The following is an 18,905-nucleotide window of genomic DNA, read 5'->3' as shown; positions in this document are numbered from 1 at the left end:
CCTCCGGACCGGGTCGGGACGGGACCAAGGACCCGGTCACGGGGGCACCGTCGGCCCTGCTGCCGGACGCCGCCGGGGAGTGGAATGAAAGTGCCACCGGGAACGCGGTGCGAGGCACAGGAAGGGACGTGGACACCATGACCGCGACAATCGAGCGGACCCCCGCCGCCACCATCGCTCCGGCGGCCGAGACCCCCCGCCAGAAGGCCACCCGTTACGTCTGGGCCGGGCTGCGGCTCGCCCTGGGCTGGACGTTCCTCTGGGCCTTCCTCGACAAGATGTTCGGCCTCGGACACGAGACCCCGGCGAAGAACGCCTGGATCAACGGCGGCAGCCCGACCAAGGGCTTCCTGGGCAACGCGGTGGCCGGCCCGTTCGCGGACATCTACCACGACATCGCCGGCGCGGCCTGGGCGGACTGGCTGTTCATGCTCGGCCTGCTCGGCATCGGCGTGGCCCTGCTGCTCGGCATCGGCACCCGGATCGCCGCCGTCACCGGCGGGCTGCTCCTGGTCCTGATGTGGACGGCGGTGCTGCCTCCCGAGAACAACCCCTTCATGGACGACCACCTCATCTACGCGGGCCTGCTCGCCGGTCTGGCTCTGGTCGGCGCCGGCAACACCCTCGGCCTCGGCCGCGCCTGGGCGAAGCTCCCCCTGGTCCAGCGCCTCCCCTGGCTGAAGTGAGGTAACCGAGAGCAGGTCGCCCCGGGCGGGCGTCGCCGACAGGCGGCGCCCGCCCGGTCGTACGCCCCCGCCGCGCCCCCGGCGGGGACCGGCGCGTATCGGCCGGTCGCGATCGGGCAGGATCGACGGTGACCACACCGTCAGCACCGAGGAGACCCGCTCATGGACAAGCCCGAGGTTGGCCCGATCGAGGGCGCGCCGCCCGCCGATCTCGTCATCGAGGACATCACGGTCGGCGACGGCCCGGAGGCCCGCCCGGGCCAGCTGGCCAGCGTGCACTACGTGGGCGTGGCGCACTCGACCGGCCGCGAGTTCGACGCCTCGTGGAACCGGGGCGAGACGTTCGAGTTCCCGCTCGGCGGCGGCCAGGTCATCGCCGGCTGGGACCAGGGCGTGATCGGCATGAAGGTGGGCGGCCGGCGCCGGCTCACCATCCCGCCGCACCTGGGCTACGGCGCCCGCGGCGCCGGCGGCGTCATCAAGCCGAACGAGACGCTCGTCTTCGTGGTGGACCTGCTCGGCGTGCGCTGAGCGCTCCCCGTCCCCCGGGCCGTCGGCATCGCGCCGGCGGCCCGGCGGCTTGTCGGCGGCGGTCAGGCCGCGCAGGCGAGCAGCTCCGGCGGGCGGGTCGACTCGCGCACCGGGAGCACCCGGTGCAGCCCGGTCACCCGCAGCACCCGGGAGACCACCGGGTCGGGGTCGACCAGCACCAGCTCGCCACCGCGCGCCCGCACCCGCAGGTGCGCGGCGACCAACGCGCGCACCCCGGCCGCGGAGAGCAGCCGGACGCCGGACAGGTCGACCCGCAGCACCGGCCGCGCCGGCGCCGCCCAGAGCGCGGCCCGGAACGCCGTCACGGTGGCGATGTCGATCTCGCCGACCGGGCGCAGCACGACCACCTGGTCGTGCACCTCCGTCGCCACGTGGAAGCGGTCGCCGCTGTCTGCCATGCGGCAAACCTACCGGCGCCCACCGACAGTTCCACCACGTCCGCGCGGGGGTTCCGGGTAGCGCCCGGGTGCCGACCCCGAGGCCGCTCAGGGTCATCCCGCAACCCCTCACCGGCGGCGTTCGCGGAGCCCCTCCGGACCGGCCCGCGCGAGACCGCAGCCCGCCCGGCCGCGCCGACGGCAGCCCTCTGAGCGTGGGCAGCCGGACCCCAGGGACCGGTCCGCCACGCGGACACGCCGGCCGGGACTGCCGTCGACGCGTCGACCGGGCCACAATGAGCCGATGGCCGTGTCTGTGCCCCGCCCGCGTGCGCCCCTGCTGATCCGGCCGGTCCGTGAGCCGGCCACCGTGCCGCCGCCGCTGGACGGGCCCTGGGCCCCCGGCGACACCCGGCTCGATCGTGCCGACCTGCTGCCGCTGCCCGCCGGCGGGCACGGGCCGGAGGACGTGGTCGTCGACGGCGAGGGCCGGGCGATCAGTGGCGACGAGGACGGCCGGCTCTGGTGGTGGCCGGCGGACGCCCCGGCCGGCACCCGGCCCACGCTGCTCGCCGAGACCGGCGGCCGGCCGCTCGGCATCGAGCTGGACCCGGTCGACGGCGGGTTGCTGGTCTGCGACGCCTACCGGGGGCTGCTGCGGGTCGACCCGGCCGGCGCGGTGCACGAGCTGACCGGCAGCGGGCCGCCGGTGCACCTGGCCGACAACGCGGCGGTCGCCCGGGACGGCACCGTCTACTTCACCGACTCCTCCGACCGGTTCCCGCTGTCCCAGTGGAAACGCGACCTGCTGGAGCACCGGCCCAACGGCCGGGTGCTGGCCTACGACCGGCGCAGCGGGCGCACCGACGTGGTGGCGGACGGGCTCTACTTCCCCAACGGGCTGGCGCTCACCCCGGACGAGTCGGCGCTGATGCTGGTCGAGACCGCCACCCACCGGCTGCTGCGGGTCGAGCTTCCGGGCGGGCGGGCCACCGTGCTGGCCGACCTGCCGGCCTACCCGGACAACGTCTCCGCGGTCGGCGACGGGACGTACTGGATCGCGCTGCCCAGCCCTCGCCTGCCGATCATGGAGCGGCTGCTGCCCCATCCCCGGGTGCGGCAGATCGTCGCCCTGCTGCCGGGCGCGGTGCAGCCGCAGCCCCGCCGCTACGGGCTGGTCGCGCTGGTCGACGACGCGGGACGGGTGCTGCGTACGCTGCACGGCCCGAGCGGGGCGTACCCGATGGTCACCGGCGTGCGGCAGCACGGCCGGCAGCTCTGGCTGGGCAGCCTGACCGCGACCGGCGTGGCCCGCGTCGACCTGGACTGAGACGGCGCGGGGCCGGCGCCGTGGACGCGACGCCGACCCCGGGGCCGTTCCTCCCCCGGTTCAGCCGCCGCTGTTGCTCCGGCTCGGGGCCGGGGCGGGCGACGACCCGCCGGCCACCGCGCCCGGGTGCGGCGTCGGACTCTGCGTGGGCTTCAGGCCCGCCGGTACGGGCAGCGCGCTGCCCTTGGCGAACTCGTTCCACCCGACGTTCCAGGCGGTGAAGCCGTTGCCCTGCTGGAGCTGCACCTCGGTGCCCTTGACGGTCACCAGGTCACCGACCTGGGTGATGCCCATCAGCCAGTCCGCGGCGGTGGCCGAGACGTTGGTGCAGCCGTGCGAGGTGTTGTTGAAGCCCTGCTCCCCCTCCGACCACGGCGCCGAGTGGATGAACTCGCCGCCCCAGGTCAGTCGCTGGGCGTCGTCCACGTCGACCACGTAGCCGCCGTCCGGCTCACCCCGGGTGTCGAACGTGGTGTGCTCGTGCTTCTCCATGATCACCATGGTGCCGCTGGAACTCGGCGTGCTCGGCTTGCCGAGGCTGACCGGGACCTTCTTGAGCAGCTTGCCGTCCTGGTAGACGGCCATCTGCTTGGTGGTGTTGTCGATGTCCAGCGACACCTGCCGCCCCACCTTGGCCGACGCCACCCGGTCCGCGTCGCCCACCGCCTCCTTGCCGATGGGCAGCCCCTCCAGCGCGCTGCGCACGCTGATCTTCGTACCCGGCTTCCACCGGTCGGGCGCCCGGTACTCGGCCTGCTTGCCGTCGGCGACCCAGGACCAGGTGCCCGGCTGCGGCGGGTCGGTCTTGACGAACAGCCGCCGCTGCACGTCCGCACGGGCCTGCTCCGGGATCGGCGGGTCGAAACCGAGCACCACCGGCATCGCCGTCCCGTACGTCTGGTTGTCCCGGAAATACAATTCGCTGGTGACGGCCGGTTTGGTGGATTTGGCCATCGTCGTGAACGTCGTCTTGCGCGTGGTGGTCTTTCCGGAATCACCGGTCACGGTCACCTCGGCCGTGTACGCCCGCGAATTCGCCAACGGGCGGTCCGGCACCCAGCCGGAACCGTCCTCGCGCGGTTGCGCCGGCACCGGGCGGCCCTTGTCGTCGGTGAGCTTCACGGCGGTCACCCTGCCGTTGCTGACCTTCGTGCCCACCTCCGCGCTGATCGGCACGTCCCGGGCCCGGTCGACCGGTGTCACGGCCACCGACGGCGGGGCCGCCTCGGCCTTGCGCGCCACCGACTTCGGGCCGGCGGTGCACGCGCCGACCGCCAGTGGCGCGACTGCGACAGTCATCGCGAAAAGCGTCAGTCGTCGCCTCACAAACATATTTCGCCCCCCATTTCCGCATCCCCTCGCCCACATTCTGTAGGCCCGGCATCACGCTGTGGCACCTTCGGCGGAATTGCTCGGAAACGGCTGCGCGAATCGTGCCGGACAGGTAGTTCGCGTCCCGGCTTGCGCCCCACGCCCCCTCCGCCCGATTCCCGTACCACCGCCCGCCCCGCGCCCCGCCCGCCCCTCATCCGTCGATCATGAGGTTGACGGCGCACGGCGTCCGATTCGTCCCCGCCAACCTCATGATCGACGGGGGGCGTGAGGGGGCCGGCCCGGCGAGACGGGCAGCGCTGGACGTCGCACGCCGGAGCCGGCTCACACCCCACGCCACCTGCACCACTGCCGCGATCTTGCAGTTGCGGCCCTCGAGAAGGGTGCGAATCGGGCACATCGAGGGCAGCAAGTGCAAGATCGCGGGCACGGCGGCGGGGACGCGAGCGGCCCCGGCCCTCTCGGTGGGGCCGGGGCCGGGGCCGGGGGGGACGGTCAGACGTTGGCGACCAGCAGGGCCGGCTGCTCGACGCAGTCGGCCACGTGGCGCAGGAACCCGCCGGCCACCCCACCGTCGCAGACCCGGTGGTCGAAGGTGAGGCTGAGCTGGGTCACCTTGCGGACGGCGAGCTGCCCGTCCACCACCCAGGGCTTGTCCACGATCCGGCCGACGCCGAGCAGCGCCGCCTCCGGGTGGTTGATGATCGGCGTGGAACCGTCCACCCCGAAGACGCCGTAGTTGTTGAGCGTGAACGTGCCGCCGCTCAGCCGCGCCGGAGGCAGCGTGCCGGCCCGGGCCGACGCGGTGGTCTCGGCGAGCGCGGCGGCCAGCTCCCGGGTGGTCAGCCGCTGGGCGTCGCGCAGCACCGGCACCACCAGCCCGCGGTCGGTCTGCGCCGCGATGCCCAGGTGCACGCCGGCGGACTGGACGATCCGCTGACCCTCGGTGTCGACCCGCGCGTTGAGCTGCGGGTACCGCCGCAGCCCGCTGAGGCAGATCCGGGCCAGCAGGGCCAGGATGCTCACCGGCGCGTCCGGGGAGGCGGCGTTGATCGCGGCCCGGGTCTCCAGCAGCCCGGTGGCGTCCACGTCCACCCAGATGGTCACCTCGGGGATCTCCCGCCGGCTGCGGGAGAGCTTGTCGGCGATCACCTTACGGATGCCGGTGAGCGGGACGACCACGTCGCCGTCGCCGGTCGGGGCGAGCCCGACGTGCGCGTCCGGGGCGTCCGGCACGGCCGCCAACCGGGCGGCCGGTGCGGTCCGGGCCGCCTCCACGTCGACCCGGCGGATCACGCCGCCCGGGCCGGTGCCGCGCACCGACGCCAGGTCGATCCCGTGCTCCTTCGCCAGCCGCCGCACGATCGGCGAGATGACCAGCGGCGCCGCCGCCGGTCCACCGGCCGGCGCCGGTTCGGGCTCCCGGTCCGCGGCCGCGAGCGAGCCGGTCGGCGTCGACGAGGCACCCGGGACCGCGCGACCCGTCGGGGCCGCAGGGCCGGCCGGGACGGCCGCGGGGGCCGTCGGGGCGGGCTCGGGAGCCACCGCGAGGCGGGGCCGACGTCGCCGCCGACCCGGGCCGCCGTGGCCGGTGCCGTACCCGATCAGGACGTTGCCGGAGCCGGCCCGCTCCTCCTCGCGGTAGGTGGCGTGCGGGTCCGGGGCGTCCGCGCCGTCGAGCGGCGCGATGGTGATCAGCGGCTGGCCGACCGGGCGGACCTCGCCCGCCGCGCCGTGCAGGGCCACCACGCGGCCGGGGTACGGGCAGGGCACGTCGACGACGGCCTTGGCGGTCTCCACCTCGACCACGCTCTGGTCCACGGTGACCACGTCACCGACGGCGACCCGCCACTCGACGATCTCCGCCTCGCTCAGCCCTTCCCCCAGGTCCGGCAGGAGGAAGTCGCGTGTACCGACAGCGGTGCGTTCGCTCATGCCGCCACCCACCGGGTGTCGGGCTGGTCGTCCCACTGCAGCCGGGCGACGGTGTCCAGCACCCGGTCGACCGACGGCAGGTGGGTGTGCTCCAGCATCGGCGCCGGGTAGGGGATGTCCAGCCCGGACACCCGCAGCACCGGGGCGTGCAGCGCGTGGAAGCAGCGCTCCTGCACCCGGGCGGCGATCTCGGCGCCGACGCCGGCGAAGCCCTGCGCCTCCTGGATCACCACGCACCGTCCGGTGCGGCGTACCGAGGCGGTGACGGTGGCGTCGTCGAACGGCACGATGCTGCGCACGTCGACCACCTCCAGATCCCAGCCCTCCTCCCGGGCCGCCTCGGCCGCGGCCAGCGCCACCGGCACCGCCGGCCCGTACGCGACGAGCGTGGCGTCGGTGCCGGGGCGGCGCACGACGGCGGTGCCGATCGGCGCGGTGCGCGCCGGCAGCTCGGCCTCGCCGCTTCCGAAGTAGAGCTTCTTCGGCTCCAGGAACACGACCGGGTCCGGGTCGTCGATCGCGGCGCGCAGCAGGGAGTACGCGTCCTCGACGGTGGCCGGGGTGACGACCTTCAGCCCCGGGGTGTGCGCGTAGTAGGCCTCGGAGGAGTCGCAGTGGTGCTCGACGCCGCCGATGCCGCCGGCGTAGGGGACCCGGATCACGATCGGCACGCTGAGTGCGCCGCGGGTGCGGTTGCGCAGCTTCGCCACGTGCGAGGCGATCTGCTCGAACGCCGGGTACGCGAACGCGTCGAACTGCATCTCGACCACCGGCCGCAGCCCGGACATGGCCAGGCCGACGGCGAAGCCGACGATGCCCGCCTCGGCGAGCGGGGTGTCGAAGCAGCGCTTGTCGCCGAAGCGGGCCTGCAACCCGTCGGTGATCCGGAAGACGCCGCCGAGCTGGCCGACGTCCTCGCCGAAGACGACCACCCGCTCGTCGTCGAGCATCGCGTCGGCGAGCGCGGCGTTGAGCGCCTTCGCCATGGTCATGGTGGCCATCAGGCGTTCCCCTCCTCGTCGCGGGCCGCTTCCAGCTCGGCCCGGACCAGTTCGCGCTGCTCGACCAGCTGCGGTGTCGGCTCGGCGTAGACGTGGTCGAACAGGCTCAGCGGGTCGACGGTGGGCTGGGCGTCCATCCGGCGGCGCAGCGCTGCGGCGTACTCCTCGGCCTCCTGCGCGACGGCCGCGACGGCCGCGTCGTCCAGCACGCCGCGGGCTCGCAGGTAGGCCTCCAGGCGGGCGATCGGATCGCGGTCGCGCCACGCCTCGACCTCCTCGGCGTCCCGGTAGCGGGTCTGGTCGTCCGCGTTGGTGTGCGGCTCCATCCGGTAGGTGTGCGCCTCGATCAGGTACGGGCCCTTGCCGGCGCGGGCGTGCGCGACGGCGCGGTTCAGCACCGCGAGGACGGCCACCGGGTCGTTGCCGTCGACCTGCTCGCTGGGCACGCCGTAGCCGACGCCCTTGTAGGCCAGGGTCGGCGCGGCAGTCTGCCGGGACAGCGGCACGCTGATCGCGTACTTGTTGTTCTGCACCAGGTAGACCACCGGGGCCTTGAACACGGCGGCGAAGTTGACGCCCTCGTGGAAGTCGCCCTCGCTGGTGGCGCCGTCGCCGATGAACGTCAGCGCGACGGTGTCCCGCCCCTGGTACGACTCGCCGTAGGCGAGGCCGGCGGCGTGCACGGACTGGGTCGCGAGGGGGGTGCACTGGGGCGCGGTGCGGGTGACGGCCGGGTCGTACCCGCAGTGCCAGTCGCCGCGCAGCAGGGTGAGCACCTCGACCGGGTCGAGGCCGCGGGCGGTCAGCGCCATCGACTCCCGGTAGGTCGGGAAGACCCAGTCGGTGTCGCGCAGCGCCAGCACGCCGCCGACCTGGCAGGCCTCCTGGCCCCGGGCGGACGGGTAGACGGCGAGCCGGCCCTGCTTGGTCAGCGCGGTGGCCTGGGTGTCGAAGCGGCGGCCGACGACCATGCGGCGGTACATCTCGCGCAGCGTCTCGACCGGCGGCTCGGGGTAGTCGTCGCGGGGCGGCAGCGGAGTGCCGTCCGGATTCAGCAGCCGGACCGGCTCGGACTGCGGCAGCAGGCCGGCCGTCGGGTCGGGAGCGGCCGGGGTGGCCGGCCGGCGGGTGCGCGGGGATGCCCTGCGGACCGCCTGGGGTGTGGTCGTCACGGCGGGGACCTCCTGGACGTGTGGTGGCCCTATGCTCCTGCTCAGGGATGATTGACTCAACATCCGGGATGAACGCGGGACGAATGGCGCGGGGAGGTGGGCGGGGTGAGCCAGGAGACCGGCACCACACCGGGCGGGGCGGGCGGAACGGGACGTTCGGTCGGGCCGCTCGACGAGGTCGACCGGCGGATCCTGCGGGAGCTGGTCGCCGACGCCCGGCTGTCCATCCGGACGCTGGCCGAACGGGTGCACGTCTCGCGCACCAACGCGTACGCCCGGGTGGAGCGGCTGCTGCGCGACGGCGTGCTCACCGGCTTCACCGCGCGGGTCGCCCCGGAGCCGGCCGGCCTGGGCACGTCGGCCTACATCGCGTTGACCATCGAGCAGAACACCTGGCGGGAGGTCTCCGCCGAGCTGGCCCAGGTGCGTTACATCGAGCACGCGGCGCTGCTCAGCGGTGAGCACGACGTGCTGGCCCTGGTGCGCGCGCCGGACAACGCCACGCTGCGCGACGTGGTGCTGGACCGGGTGCAGAGCATCGCCGGGGTGCTCTCCACCCGCACCTGGCTGGTCTTCGAGGAGTTCGACGGCACGCTGAGCCCCTGGGCCTGAGCGCTCAACGCTCCGGCGGGGACTCCAGGCCCTCGCGATCGGCCAGCTCCAGCAGGCGTTCCAGGGAATATCGCCGTGTGTCCAGGCCGGCGTGCGGGTCGCCCCGCTCGGCGAACCGGGCCGGCATGCTCACCACGTCGAAGTCCTCCGGGCGGGCGTCGTCCAGCTCGGCCCAGTCCAGCGGCGCCGAGACCAGCGCCCGCGGCGTCGGCCGGATCGAGTACGCCGAGGTCATGGTGTGGTCGCGGGCCATCTGGTTGTAGTCGACGAAGACCGGCCGGTCGCGTTGGTCCCGCCACCAGGTGGTGGTGACCAGGTCGGGCAGCCGGCGCTGCATCTCCCGGCCGAGCGCCAGCACCGCCCGCCGGCACTCCCCGAAGCTCCAGCGCGGCTCGATCGACAGGTAGACGTGGATGCCACGACCGCCGGTGGTCTTCGGGAAGCCCTCCATGCCCAGCTCGGCGAGGAACGCCCGCACCTCGTGGGCCACCGGCACCACCTGCGCGAAGTCCACCCCCGGCATCGGGTCGAGGTCGATGCGCAGCTGGTCGGGGCGCTCGACGTCGGCCTTCGACACCGGCCAGGGGTGGAACCGCAGCGTGCCCAGGTTGGCCGCCCAGATCACCACGGCCAGCTCGCTCGGGGCCACCTCGTCGGCGGTCCGGCCGCTGGGGAACGTGATGTGCGCGGTGCGCACCCAGTCGGGCGCGCCCGCCGGCAGCCGCTTCTGGTAGAACGCGTCGCCCTTGTTCGTCTGCCGGGTGGCCACCTTCGCGCCCTCGAACACCCCGCGCGGCCAGCGTTCCAGCATGGTCGGCCGGTCCCGCAGCGCGCGCAGGATGCCGTCACCGACGGCCAGGAAGTAGCGCACGACGTCCAGCTTGGTCAGCCCGCGCTCGGGAAAGTAGGGCTTGTCGGGGCTGGAGACGCGGACCAGCCGCTCCCCCACCCGGAGTTCCTCGGCCGCCGTGGTCGCCACGCCCCACACCGTACGACGTGGACCGGCCGCACGCGGGCATCTCGTCAGGTGATCAGCAGGGCCCCGACCACGATCAGCGGCACCGAGACGAAGAGGAAGACGCCGACCCCGGTCAGGACCCGCCCGCCGCCGGCGTCGTCGCGCTCGGGGGCGAGGCCGAACGCGGACCGCGCGTCCAGCATGCCGATCCGGCTCAGCGTCAGGTCGCCGGTCATTCCGATGAGCAGGCCGACCAGCATGAACGAGAAGCCGAGCCGATCGGTGAAGTCGCCACCGGCGACCGCGACCCAGACGCCGACCGCCACCGCGATCACCACCGCCGCGATCACGAAGAGCACCAGCGCCTCGCGCAGACCCCGGACCACCGTCGACATGCCCGCCCCCCGGCGACCGGGACCGCCCCGGCCTGCCGGACATCCTGCCGGATCGATGCGTGCCGCGCTGTCCCTCGCCCGGGCACGCGTCGGCCGGGTGGGCGCACCCACCCGGCCGATCGGGAAGACGGTCAGCCGTTCTCCCGCTGCAGGCGCTCGGCCAGCAGCTTCTTGCCCTGGTCGCCGGCCTTGCGGTTGTTCTCCTGGATCTTGCGGAACCAGGTGGCGAGCTCGGAGTCGCCCCGGTCCTCCGCGTCCGCGATGTACGTCTCCAGTTGCCAGATGTGCTGGAGTGACATCTGCAGCGCGTGGATCAGGTCGTAGTTCTTGTCCTTCACCGGGCTCATCGGCTCACGGACCATGGTCGCCACGGCACACCTCCCTGTGTCGACTTCCGGAACCGGCCGCTTACCCCTTCCCGCCCCGTTCACGCACGGTGGCGACCGGCACGGTTACCCGTCCCGGACCCCGGGTACCGGAGGCCGCATGGCGGAGTTGGCATCGCTCTGGATCGTCCGGCACGGCGAGAGCACGGCGAACGTGGCGGCCACCGCGGCCGAGACGTCCGGCGCCGAGCTGATCGACCTCACCCACCGGGACGCGGACGTGCCGCTGTCGTCGACCGGCGAGGAGCAGGCCCGGGCGACCGGCCGGTGGCTGGCCGGCCTGCCCGAGGGGCGCCGGCCGGACGTGGCGGTGGTGTCGCCGTACCTGCGGGCGGTGCGCACCGCCGAGCTGGCCCTGGCCGGGACCGGCGTGCCGATGAGCCGCGACGAACGGCTGCGCGACCGGGAGCTGGGCATCCTCGACGGGTTGACCGGCCACGGCGTGCGCCGGCGCCACCCCGAGGAGGCCGAGCGACGCGCCCGGCTCGGCAAGTTCTACTACCGCCCGCCGGGCGGCGAGTCCTGGACCGACGTGGCGCTGCGGCTGCGGGCCCTGCTGGGCGACCTGCGCCGCGACCACGAGGGCGGACGGGTGCTGCTGTTCGGCCACGACGCGTTGGTGTTCCTGCTGCGCTACCTGGTGGAAGGGCTCACCGAGGAGGAGTTGATGGCGCTCACCCGTGACCACGTGATCGCCAACTGCTCGGTCACCGGCTGGCGCGCCGACGAGTCCGGCCGCCTCACGCCGGAGCTGTTCAACGACGTCACCCACCTGCACCGGCAGGGGGCGCAACCCACCAGGGAGGACGAGGTCCATGCCGAGCCGGTCTGACGTGATCACCCCCGCGCTGCTGCGGGACTGGGCGCTGCCCGTACCGACCGGCGGCAAGGAGGCACGGGGCACGGTGCTGGTCGTCGGCGGCTCCCGGTTCACGCCCGGGGCGGTGCTGCTGGCCGGCGTGGCCGCGCTGCGCGCCGGCGCCGGCGTGCTGCAACTCGCCGCCGCCGAGTCCACCGCCGCCGCGCTCAGCATCCAGGTGCCCGAGGCGTTGGTGGTCGGCCTGCCGGAGAACCGCGACGGCGCGGTCCGGGGCGATCCCGGCGACCTGCTCGGCGGGCTGGTCGCCGACGCGGACGTGGTGGCGGTCGGCCCCGGGCTGAACGACATCGACACCACCACGGAGCTGCTGCGTCTGGTCCTCGACGCGGCCGGGCCGGAGACCGCGCTGGTGCTCGACGCGTACGCGCTCGGCGCGCTCAGCCACGAGCCGGACCTGCTGGTCGGCTCGGGCCGCAGGGTGGTGCTGACCCCCAACCTCACCGAGGCCCGTCACCTGCTCGACCGCGACCCCGGCGACGACCTGGACGCCGAGGCGATCGAGCTGGCCGGCCGCTACGACGCGGTGGTCTCGCTCTACGGCCACATCGCCACCCCGGACGGCCGGGCCTGGCGGGAGGAGAGCGGGGACGCCGGGCTGGGCACCTCCGGCAGCGGCGACGTGCGCGCCGGCCTGCTGGCCGGGCTGCTCTCCCGGGGCGCCGACCCGGCGCAGGCCGCCTGCTGGGCCGCGTTCGCGCACGCGGTCAGCGGGCAGCGGCTGGTCCCCCGCTACGGCCGGATCGGTTTCCTCGCCCGCGAGCTGCTCGACGAGATCCCGTACACGCTGGCAACGGTGTGATCCGCACGGTTTGTGCCGATCCGGTCGGGGGTAGGGGGGCCGACATCAGTCGACCCTAGGAGGCACCGGTGTCCACCGACGCGATCGTCCTGCTCAAGGAGGACCACAAGGAGATCCGCCGCCTGTTCAAGGCGTTCCAGGACGCCGAGGACGGCCCGGCGAGCGCGCGCGGGAAGATCGTCACGCAGATCCTCGAAGCCCTGACGGTGCACACCTACCTGGAGAACGAGGTGATGTACCCCGAGGTCCGCAAGCTGGTGCCGGACGTCGAGGACGACATCCTCGAGTCGTACGAGGAGCACCACGTCGCGGACGTGCTCTGCTTCGAGCTGTTCACCATGGACGCCGACGACGAACGGTACGTGGCGAAGACGACGGTGCTGATCGAGAACGTGCTGCACCACGTCGAGGAGGAGGAGCAGGAGTGGTTCCCGAAGATCCGGGAGGCGCTCGGGCGTAACCAGCTCCAGGAGATCGGCCAGCGGATGCTCGACCTGCGGCCGAAGGCCCCGACGACGCCGACCGAGCCGAAGGCGCTGAAGAAGTCGCGGGACGCCGTGGTCGCCTGAGAATGCAAGGAAGGGTCCCTTATTAACGCCTGGCGTTAATAAGGGACCCTTCCTTGCATCCGATCGCTCAGTCGCCCGAGCCGGGCTCGGCCATCTTCCGGTGCTGCTCGGCCTTCAACCGGTCCGGGACGATCTTGCCGGCCGCCACCTGGACCTTGTTCACCAGCGACCCGGCGGCCACCTTGTGCTCCCCCTTCATCAGGGCCTCGAACGCGTCCTCGGCCACCTTCCGGGGGTCGTCCTTCTTCCCCTGGCCGACCCGGGTGTCCTCCATGTCGGCCCGGTCGAAGAACTGCGTGTCGGTCGGGCCCGGCATCAGCGACGTCACCGTGACGCCGCTGTCCTTCAGCTCGTTGCGCACCCCCTCGGCGAAGGACTGCACGAACGACTTCGAGGCGTTGTAGACCGCCTGGTACGCCCCCGGCATGGTGGCCGCGATGGACGAGGTGAACAGCACCCGCCCGGCGCCCCGGCGCACCATGTCCGGCATGAGCAGCTTGGCCAGGTGCACGGTCGAGCGCACGTTCAGGTCGATCACGGTCAGCTCGTCGGCCAGGTCGGTGCCGCCGACGAAGTCCCCGCCCGCGCCCCGCCCGGCGTTCAGCGCCAGCGCGTCGACCGGACGCCCCTGCCCGGTCACCGCCCCGGCCAGCTGCTCCACCCCCTCCGGCGTGGCCAGGTCCGCCCGGACCGGATGCACCTCCGGGCCGCCGTCGCGCCGCAGGTCGCGGGCCGTAGTCTCGATCGCCGCGTCCTCGGCGGCGACCACCACGTCGTACCCGTGCTCGACGAACTGGACGGCCAACTCGTACCCGATGCCGCTGGACGCGCCGGTCACCACGGCGAGCGGCCGCCCGGTGGTCGGTGTGGTCATGCTCGTGCCTCCTCTCCGGCGGGGCGACCCGCCGTCGCGGACCGGCCCCGCACCGGATGTGCCCCACGAGGGGCGGCCCAACCCCGCAGGTCCGGCGCGGGCCCACCCGGTAGGATCGGCGCGGGCCGTGACTGGCGCGTGGAGATGGAGCACCATCGGGGAGCGGCCTCGTCATGAGGACGCATGCCGAGCGCCTGGGCCTTCCGCACGTCACCAGGAGGTCGCATGTCGCCCAACGCCGAGTCCACCGCCTTCCGCAGCGCGCTGGAGGTGATCCGCGCCGTCGAGCCGCGGGTGGCCGACGCCATCGGCGCGGAGCTGGCCGACCAACGCGAGTCGCTGAAGCTCATCGCCAGCGAGAACTACGCCTCCCCCGCGACCCTGCTGACCATGGGCAACTGGTTCAGCGACAAGTACGCCGAGGGCACCGTCGGTCGGCGCTTCTACGCCGGCTGCCAGAACGTGGACACCGTCGAGGCGCTCGCCGCCGAGCACGCCCGGGAGCTGTTCGGCGCCACCCACGCGTACGTGCAGCCGCACTCCGGCATCGACGCCAACCTGGTCGCCTTCTGGGCGATCCTGGCCGACCGGGTCGAGTCCCCCGCGCTGAAGAGGGCCCAGGCCCGCCACGTCAACGACCTCACCGAGGCGGACTGGTTCGCGCTGCGCCGGGAGCTGGGCGACCAGCGGATGCTCGGCATGTCGCTGGACGCCGGCGGCCACCTCACCCACGGTTTCCGGCCGAACATCTCCGGCAAGATGTTCGACCAGCGCAGCTACGGCACCGACCCGGCGACCGGGCTGATCGACTACGACCGGGTGGCCGAGGCGGCCCGCGAGTTCCGGCCGCTGATCCTGGTCGCCGGCTACTCGGCGTACCCCCGGAAGGTCAACTTCCGGATCATGCGGGAGATCGCCGACTCGGTCGGCGCCACCTTCATGGTGGACATGGCGCACTTCGCCGGGCTGGTCGCCGGCAAGGTCTTCACCGGCGACTTCGACCCGGTGCCGCACGCGCACATCGTCACCACCACCACGCACAAGTCGCTGCGCGGCCCGCGCGGCGGCATGGTGCTCTGCGGTCCGGAGCTGGCCGACCAGGTCGACCGGGGCTGCCCGATGGTGCTCGGCGGCCCGCTGCCGCACGTGATGGCCGCCAAGGCGGTCGCGCTGGCCGAGGCCCGGCGCCCCGACTTCGCCGACTACGCCCAGCGGATCGTCGACAACGCCCAGGCCCTCGCCGACGGGCTGCTGCGCCGGGGCGCGACGCTGGTCACCGGCGGCACCGACAACCACCTGGTGCTCATCGACGTGTCCAACTACGGGCTGACCGGGCGGCAGGCCGAGCAGGCGCTGCTCGACTCCGGCATCGTGACCAACCGCAACGCGGTGCCGCAGGACCCGAACGGCGCCTGGTACACCTCCGGCATCCGGATCGGCACCCCGGCGCTGACCACCCGGGGGCTCGGCACCACCGAGATGGACGCCACCGCCGAGCTGATCCACACCGTGCTCAGCCAGACCACGGCCGGCACCGGCCCGGACGGCGCCGCGTCGAAGGCGAAGTACGTCCTCGACCCGGCGGTCGCCGAGCAGGTCGGCAAGCAGGCCGCCGACCTGCTCACCCCCTTCCCCCTCTACCCCACCGTCGACCTGGCCTGACCTCGACCAGCCACCGCCGCCGACCCGAACTCCCTGGTCACCCCGGGGAGGACGGGTCGGCCGGGGCGGGACGGGGGGCGCGGCGGGCGTGGAGGCGGTGCAGGAGGTCGGTGCCGCCCCGGCCGAAGTGGTCGTGCAGGGCGCGGTAGTCGGCGTACAGGTCGTCGTAGGCGTCGGCGCGGGCCGGGTCCGGCTGGACCGTCTCGCGGTGGGCAGCGCCCATGGCCGCCGAGGCGCGCTCCACGTCCGGGTACACGCCGGCGGCGACCGCCGCGTGGATCGCCGCGCCCAGCGCGGCCGGGTGCGCGGTGGCCAGCACGTGCAGCGGGCGGCGCAGCACGTCGGCGTAGACGCGCAGCAGCAACCGGTTCGCGGTGAGACCACCGGCCACGGTCAGCTCGTCCACGGCCAGCCCGGCGGACCCGAACGCCTCGAGCACGGTGCGGGCGCCGAACGCGGTCGCCTCCAGCAACGCCCGCCAGATGTCCTCCGGCCGGGTGGCCAGCGTGAGCCCGACCAGCACGCCGCTCAGCTCGTGGTCCATCAGCACCGAACGGTTGCCGCTGTGCCAGTCCAGCGCCAGCAGCCCGTGCCCGCCGACCGGCTGGTCGGCGGCGAGCGCGTCCAGCAGGTCCTGCGGCGACAGGCCGCGCCGGGCGGCCTCCTCGGCGTACGCGGCGGGCAGCCCGCGCTCGACGTACCAGGCGAAGATGTCGCCGACCCCGCTCTGCCCGGCCTCGTACCCCCAGTGGCCGGCGGTCACCCCGTCCGCGACCACCCCGCAGACGCCGGGCACCTCGTGCCGGTGCTCCGCGTTCAGGATCAGGCAGGTACTGGTGCCGAGGACGGCGAGCATCCGGCCCGGCGCGACCGTCCGGGCCGCCGCCGCGGTCACGTGCGCGTCGATGGCCCCGGCCGCGACCGGGACGCCGGCGGGCAGGCCGGTCCAGCCGGCCGCCTCCTCGGTCAGCAGGCCCGCGCGGGCGGCCGGCGGCAGCAGCGGGCCGTGGTCCAGCTTCGCCAGCAGGTCGGGCAGCTCCGGGTGCAGCGCGGCGAGGAAGCCGGCGTCCGGGTCGCGGCCGTCCTGCCGCAGTCCCTTGAACCCGGCGGCGGAGGCGTTGCGGGTGGCCCGCCCGCACAACCGCCGGACCAGCCAGTCCGCCGTCTCCACCCAGTGTTGGGCCCGGTGGAACACGGCCGGGTCCTCCTCCAGCGCCTCCAGCGCCTTGGCCAGCTGCCACTCGGCGGACACCCGGCCGCCGTAGCGGGTCAGCCAGCCCTCGCCGCGCGCCCCGGCCAGGGCGGTGATCCGCTCGGCCTGCCGCTGGGCGGCGTGGTGCTTCCAGAGCTTCGGCCAGGCGTGCGGCCGGTCCCGCAGGTCGGGCAGCTCGGCGAGCGGGGTGCCGTCGGCCAGGGTGGGCAGCACCGTGCACGAGGTGGCGTCCACCCCGATGCCGACCACCTCGGCCGGGTCGATCCCGGCGGCGCGGACGGCGGCGGGCACGGCGGTCCGCAGCACCTCGACGTGGTCGGCCGGGTCCTGCAGCGCCCAGCCGGGCGGCAGCGCCGGCCCGCCGGGGAGCCGCTCGGTCAGCACCCCGTGCCGGTAGGTGTGCACCGCGCTGCCCCGCTCGGCGCCGTCGACCACGTCGACCACGACGGCCCGCCCGGAGAGCGTGCCCAGGTCCACCCCGACCACGAACCGACCCATGGCTGTCCCCTCCCCTGCCGGCGGGGAGACGCTATCGGGTCAGCGCAGCGGGCGCTTGAGGTGGTAGCGGTGCACCTCGGTGCTGCCCTGCACGTTGTTCACGTCCTCGGCGGCGGAGACCAGCTCCCAGCCCTCGCGGCCGACCCGGTTGAGGTGGGCGATCGCGGTGTCGCCGTACGCGGTCACGTCGGAGCGCGAGCCGTCCGGGCCGTACCAGACGAACGTGACGTGGAAATTGCGGCCCTGCCCCTGATAGCGACGGACCAGCAACGCGTACTCCCAGGCAACCATCCGTCCATTATCAACGGACCGCACCGCGGCGGGGAACACGGGTGGTGCCGGAACGACGACAGTGCGCCGTCACGCCGGCGCGCCCACGCCGGCCGTCACGTCGCCGACCAGCGCGGCGAGCCGGTCCAGGCCCAGGTCGATCTGCGCCGGCGTGACCGCGCTCACCGACAGGCGCAGCGCGCGCACCGGCGTGCCGGCGTCGTAGAAGTGCGCCATCGGCGTCCAGAGCACGCCGTACTCGCGGGCCGAGCGGTGCAGCAGCGCGTCGTCCACGGGGAACGGCACGGTGACCACCACGAAGAAGCCGCCGGCCGGCACGGTCCAGCGCACCGGCCCGCCGGCCGGGAAGCGCCGCGCCAGGCCGTCGACCAGGTGACCCAGGTTGCGGGCGTACGCGGCCCGCTCCCGCACGTTCGCGGCCACCAGCGAGCAGTCGTGCGCCAGCAGCGCGCCCCCGATCACCGCCTGGCTGATCGGCGAAGTGTTCACCGTGACCATACTCTTGATCTTCGCGAGCTGGTCGGCGAGCGGGCCGACCGTGCCGTCGGAGCCACCCACCCGCTGGTCGGCGACCACGTAGCCGACGCGCGCGCCGGGCAGCACGGTCTTGGCGAACGAGCCGAGGTAGACCACCCGCCGCGCGGTGTCCAGCGCCTTGAGCGTCGGCCGCCGGTCCGTGCCGGCCGCCGGAAACAGGCCGTACGGGTTGTCCTCGATCAGCAGCAGGTCCTCGGCGGCGGCCAGGTCCAGCAGCCGGCGGCGGTGCGCGGTGTCCATGCTGACCCCGGACGGGTTGGCGAAGTCCGGCATCACGTAGCAGGCCCGGGGCCGCAGCCCTTCGGCGCGGGCCCGGCGCACCCCGGCGCGCAGGTCGGCCAGGTCCACCCCGTCCGGCCCGCCGGCCACCGGGCGCACCGGCAGGTCGACCAGGCGGGCCGCGCCGGTGAGCCCGACGTACGTGGGTGCGACCGCGAACAGCACGTCGGCCGGGTCGGCCCGCAGCGCGCGCAGCACCAGGAACATGGCCTCCTGGCACCCGACCGTCACCACGATCGTCTCCGGGTCGACGGTCATCCGCTCGTCCACGGCCAGGTGTCGGGCGATCAGGTGGTGCACGATCCCCTTGGTCCGCCCGTACTGCAACAGCGTGCGGTCGACCTGCGCCCGGTCCAGCCCGAGGTCGTCGGCGAGGTGCCGGCGGAACCGGTCCAGGTGCGCGTGCAGCAGCGCCGAGTCGAAGAACTCCTCGTAGGGCCGGCCGGCTGCCAGTGACACCGCCTCCGGGTAGTGCTGCGCCACCTCGTTGAGGAAGTTCATCGAGTTCAGCGCGGGGTCGTCGACGCTGCCGTGCAGCGTCGTGACGGCCAGGTCCACCGGCTCCAC

At 74.0% G+C, this 18,905-nt stretch carries 20 protein-coding genes and 1 riboswitch; of the genes, 8 read left to right on the top strand and 12 right to left on the bottom strand.

The window, feature by feature from the left end:
- Positions 1 to 137: 137 nt before the first annotated feature.
- On the top strand, positions 138 to 686 hold the full coding sequence (locus tag COO58_RS09265; protein WP_098746207.1) for a DoxX family membrane protein: 549 nt from the start codon (positions 138 to 140) through the stop codon (positions 684 to 686).
- Positions 687 to 848: 162 nt separating this feature from the next.
- Positions 849 to 1,217, top strand: coding sequence for an FKBP-type peptidyl-prolyl cis-trans isomerase (locus COO58_RS09260; RefSeq protein ID WP_091574174.1), 369 nt, complete (start codon positions 849 to 851; stop codon positions 1,215 to 1,217).
- Positions 1,218 to 1,279: 62 nt separating this feature from the next.
- On the opposite strand, the gene COO58_RS09255 is transcribed toward COO58_RS09260, so the two are convergent.
- Positions 1,280 to 1,636, bottom strand: a complete 357-nt coding sequence (locus COO58_RS09255) for an STAS domain-containing protein (RefSeq protein WP_091574173.1) — start codon at positions 1,634 to 1,636, stop codon at positions 1,280 to 1,282.
- A 283-nt stretch (positions 1,637 to 1,919) separates the two neighbouring features.
- Here COO58_RS09255 and COO58_RS09250 point away from each other — a divergent pair, with 283 nt between their 5' ends.
- Entirely contained in the window at positions 1,920 to 2,945 is a 1,026-nt protein-coding gene (locus COO58_RS09250; RefSeq protein ID WP_245666370.1) for an SMP-30/gluconolactonase/LRE family protein, read from the top strand.
- Between the two features lie 60 nt (positions 2,946 to 3,005).
- Here COO58_RS09250 and COO58_RS09245 read toward each other — a convergent pair whose 3' ends face one another.
- From COO58_RS09245 to pdhA, 4 genes are all read right to left on the bottom strand, one after another.
- Positions 3,006 to 4,277 (bottom strand): Ig-like domain-containing protein, encoded by a 1,272-nt coding sequence (locus COO58_RS09245; RefSeq protein ID WP_176558777.1) that lies wholly within the window; start codon positions 4,275 to 4,277, stop codon positions 3,006 to 3,008.
- 495 nt (positions 4,278 to 4,772) lie between these two features.
- Positions 4,773 to 6,224 carry a dihydrolipoamide acetyltransferase family protein gene (locus COO58_RS09235; protein WP_369700178.1) on the bottom strand — a complete coding sequence of 484 codons (1,452 nt, stop codon included), beginning with the start codon at positions 6,222 to 6,224 and terminating at the stop codon, positions 4,773 to 4,775.
- Positions 6,209 to 7,213 carry an alpha-ketoacid dehydrogenase subunit beta gene (locus tag COO58_RS09230; protein WP_091574171.1) on the bottom strand — a complete coding sequence of 335 codons (1,005 nt, stop codon included), beginning with the start codon at positions 7,211 to 7,213 and terminating at the stop codon, positions 6,209 to 6,211. The genes COO58_RS09235 and COO58_RS09230 overlap by 16 nt, the downstream gene beginning before the upstream one ends.
- Positions 7,213 to 8,418: a pyruvate dehydrogenase (acetyl-transferring) E1 component subunit alpha gene (pdhA, locus tag COO58_RS09225; RefSeq protein WP_091577532.1), complete on the bottom strand. Its 1,206-nt coding sequence runs from the start codon at positions 8,416 to 8,418 to the stop codon at positions 7,213 to 7,215. Before pdhA ends, COO58_RS09230 begins: the two co-directional genes overlap by 1 nt.
- 72 nt (positions 8,419 to 8,490) lie before the next feature.
- Between pdhA and COO58_RS09220 the strand changes: the two genes are divergently transcribed.
- Complete coding sequence (locus COO58_RS09220) at positions 8,491 to 8,997, top strand: Lrp/AsnC family transcriptional regulator (protein ID WP_091577530.1); 507 nt, start codon at positions 8,491 to 8,493, stop codon at positions 8,995 to 8,997.
- Between the two features lie 4 nt (positions 8,998 to 9,001).
- Here the strand turns inward: COO58_RS09220 and COO58_RS09215 are convergent, their stop codons facing one another.
- From COO58_RS09215 to COO58_RS09205, 3 genes are all read right to left on the bottom strand, one after another.
- Positions 9,002 to 9,985 (bottom strand): DNA polymerase domain-containing protein, encoded by a 984-nt coding sequence (locus COO58_RS09215; protein ID WP_091574170.1) that lies wholly within the window; start codon positions 9,983 to 9,985, stop codon positions 9,002 to 9,004.
- Positions 9,986 to 10,020: 35 nt separating this feature from the next.
- Complete coding sequence (locus COO58_RS09210; RefSeq protein ID WP_091574169.1) at positions 10,021 to 10,350, bottom strand: hypothetical protein; 330 nt, start codon at positions 10,348 to 10,350, stop codon at positions 10,021 to 10,023.
- 131 nt (positions 10,351 to 10,481) lie between these two features.
- Entirely contained in the window at positions 10,482 to 10,712 is a 231-nt protein-coding gene (locus tag COO58_RS09205) for a hypothetical protein (RefSeq protein ID WP_091577528.1), read from the bottom strand.
- 124 nt (positions 10,713 to 10,836) lie between these two features.
- On the opposite strand from COO58_RS09205, the gene COO58_RS09200 reads away from it, so the two are divergent.
- From COO58_RS09200 to COO58_RS09190, 3 genes are all read left to right on the top strand, one after another.
- Positions 10,837 to 11,568: a histidine phosphatase family protein gene (locus COO58_RS09200; RefSeq protein ID WP_091574168.1), complete on the top strand. Its 732-nt coding sequence runs from the start codon at positions 10,837 to 10,839 to the stop codon at positions 11,566 to 11,568.
- Positions 11,552 to 12,415: an NAD(P)H-hydrate dehydratase gene (locus COO58_RS09195; protein ID WP_091574167.1), complete on the top strand. Its 864-nt coding sequence runs from the start codon at positions 11,552 to 11,554 to the stop codon at positions 12,413 to 12,415. Before COO58_RS09200 ends, COO58_RS09195 begins: the two co-directional genes overlap by 17 nt.
- Before the next feature lie 68 nt (positions 12,416 to 12,483).
- Positions 12,484 to 12,984 carry a hemerythrin domain-containing protein gene (locus tag COO58_RS09190; RefSeq protein ID WP_098744598.1) on the top strand — a complete coding sequence of 167 codons (501 nt, stop codon included), beginning with the start codon at positions 12,484 to 12,486 and terminating at the stop codon, positions 12,982 to 12,984.
- Between the two features lie 67 nt (positions 12,985 to 13,051).
- On the opposite strand, the gene COO58_RS09185 is transcribed toward COO58_RS09190, so the two are convergent.
- Positions 13,052 to 13,858 carry an SDR family oxidoreductase gene (locus COO58_RS09185; RefSeq protein ID WP_098744597.1) on the bottom strand — a complete coding sequence of 269 codons (807 nt, stop codon included), beginning with the start codon at positions 13,856 to 13,858 and terminating at the stop codon, positions 13,052 to 13,054.
- Between the two features lie 117 nt (positions 13,859 to 13,975).
- A riboswitch (ZMP/ZTP riboswitch) is annotated at positions 13,976 to 14,065 on the top strand.
- 18 nt (positions 14,066 to 14,083) lie between these two features.
- Between COO58_RS09185 and COO58_RS09180 the strand changes: the two genes are divergently transcribed.
- On the top strand, positions 14,084 to 15,520 hold the full coding sequence (locus COO58_RS09180) for a glycine hydroxymethyltransferase (RefSeq protein WP_091574164.1): 1,437 nt from the start codon (positions 14,084 to 14,086) through the stop codon (positions 15,518 to 15,520).
- A 37-nt stretch (positions 15,521 to 15,557) separates the two neighbouring features.
- Here the strand turns inward: COO58_RS09180 and COO58_RS09175 are convergent, their stop codons facing one another.
- The 3 genes from COO58_RS09175 to COO58_RS09165 all read right to left on the bottom strand — a co-directional run bounded on the left by COO58_RS09175 (position 15,558) and on the right by COO58_RS09165 (position 18,905).
- Positions 15,558 to 17,231 (bottom strand): ribulokinase, encoded by a 1,674-nt coding sequence (locus tag COO58_RS09175; RefSeq protein ID WP_098744595.1) that lies wholly within the window; start codon positions 17,229 to 17,231, stop codon positions 15,558 to 15,560.
- A gap of 39 nt (positions 17,232 to 17,270) precedes the next feature.
- Positions 17,271 to 17,522, bottom strand: a complete 252-nt coding sequence (locus tag COO58_RS09170; RefSeq protein WP_091574162.1) for a hypothetical protein — start codon at positions 17,520 to 17,522, stop codon at positions 17,271 to 17,273.
- A 69-nt stretch (positions 17,523 to 17,591) separates the two neighbouring features.
- Positions 17,592 to 18,905, bottom strand: a complete 1,314-nt coding sequence (locus tag COO58_RS09165) for a PLP-dependent aminotransferase family protein (RefSeq protein ID WP_098744594.1) — start codon at positions 18,903 to 18,905, stop codon at positions 17,592 to 17,594.

Origin of the sequence: Micromonospora sp. WMMA1996 (assembly GCF_002573675.1) — a bacterium.
Classification (GTDB): domain Bacteria; phylum Actinomycetota; class Actinomycetes; order Mycobacteriales; family Micromonosporaceae; genus Micromonospora; species Micromonospora sediminicola.
The sequence above is the reverse complement of the archived record's forward strand: the minus strand, read 5'-3'. Positions and strand labels throughout refer to the sequence as shown.

Bases quoted from the DNA above. Each gene is read 5' to 3' on its own strand.
- COO58_RS09265 (WP_098746207.1), top strand. From the start codon at position 138: ATGACCGCGACAATCGAGCGGACCCCCGCCGCCACCATCGCTCCGGCG.
- COO58_RS09260 (WP_091574174.1), top strand. From the start codon at position 849: ATGGACAAGCCCGAGGTTGGCCCGATCGAGGGCGCGCCGCCCGCCGAT.
- COO58_RS09255 (WP_091574173.1), bottom strand. From the start codon at position 1,636: ATGGCAGACAGCGGCGACCGCTTCCACGTGGCGACGGAGGTGCACGAC.
- COO58_RS09250 (WP_245666370.1), top strand. From the start codon at position 1,920: ATGGCCGTGTCTGTGCCCCGCCCGCGTGCGCCCCTGCTGATCCGGCCG.
- COO58_RS09245 (WP_176558777.1), bottom strand. From the start codon at position 4,277: ATGTTTGTGAGGCGACGACTGACGCTTTTCGCGATGACTGTCGCAGTC.
- COO58_RS09230 (WP_091574171.1), bottom strand. From the start codon at position 7,213: ATGGCCACCATGACCATGGCGAAGGCGCTCAACGCCGCGCTCGCCGAC.
- COO58_RS09210 (WP_091574169.1), bottom strand. From the start codon at position 10,350: ATGTCGACGGTGGTCCGGGGTCTGCGCGAGGCGCTGGTGCTCTTCGTG.
- COO58_RS09205 (WP_091577528.1), bottom strand. From the start codon at position 10,712: ATGGTCCGTGAGCCGATGAGCCCGGTGAAGGACAAGAACTACGACCTG.
- COO58_RS09200 (WP_091574168.1), top strand. From the start codon at position 10,837: ATGGCGGAGTTGGCATCGCTCTGGATCGTCCGGCACGGCGAGAGCACG.
- COO58_RS09195 (WP_091574167.1), top strand. From the start codon at position 11,552: ATGCCGAGCCGGTCTGACGTGATCACCCCCGCGCTGCTGCGGGACTGG.
- COO58_RS09185 (WP_098744597.1), bottom strand. From the start codon at position 13,858: ATGACCACACCGACCACCGGGCGGCCGCTCGCCGTGGTGACCGGCGCG.
- COO58_RS09180 (WP_091574164.1), top strand. From the start codon at position 14,084: ATGTCGCCCAACGCCGAGTCCACCGCCTTCCGCAGCGCGCTGGAGGTG.
- COO58_RS09175 (WP_098744595.1), bottom strand. From the start codon at position 17,231: ATGGGTCGGTTCGTGGTCGGGGTGGACCTGGGCACGCTCTCCGGGCGG.
- COO58_RS09170 (WP_091574162.1), bottom strand. From the start codon at position 17,522: ATGGTTGCCTGGGAGTACGCGTTGCTGGTCCGTCGCTATCAGGGGCAG.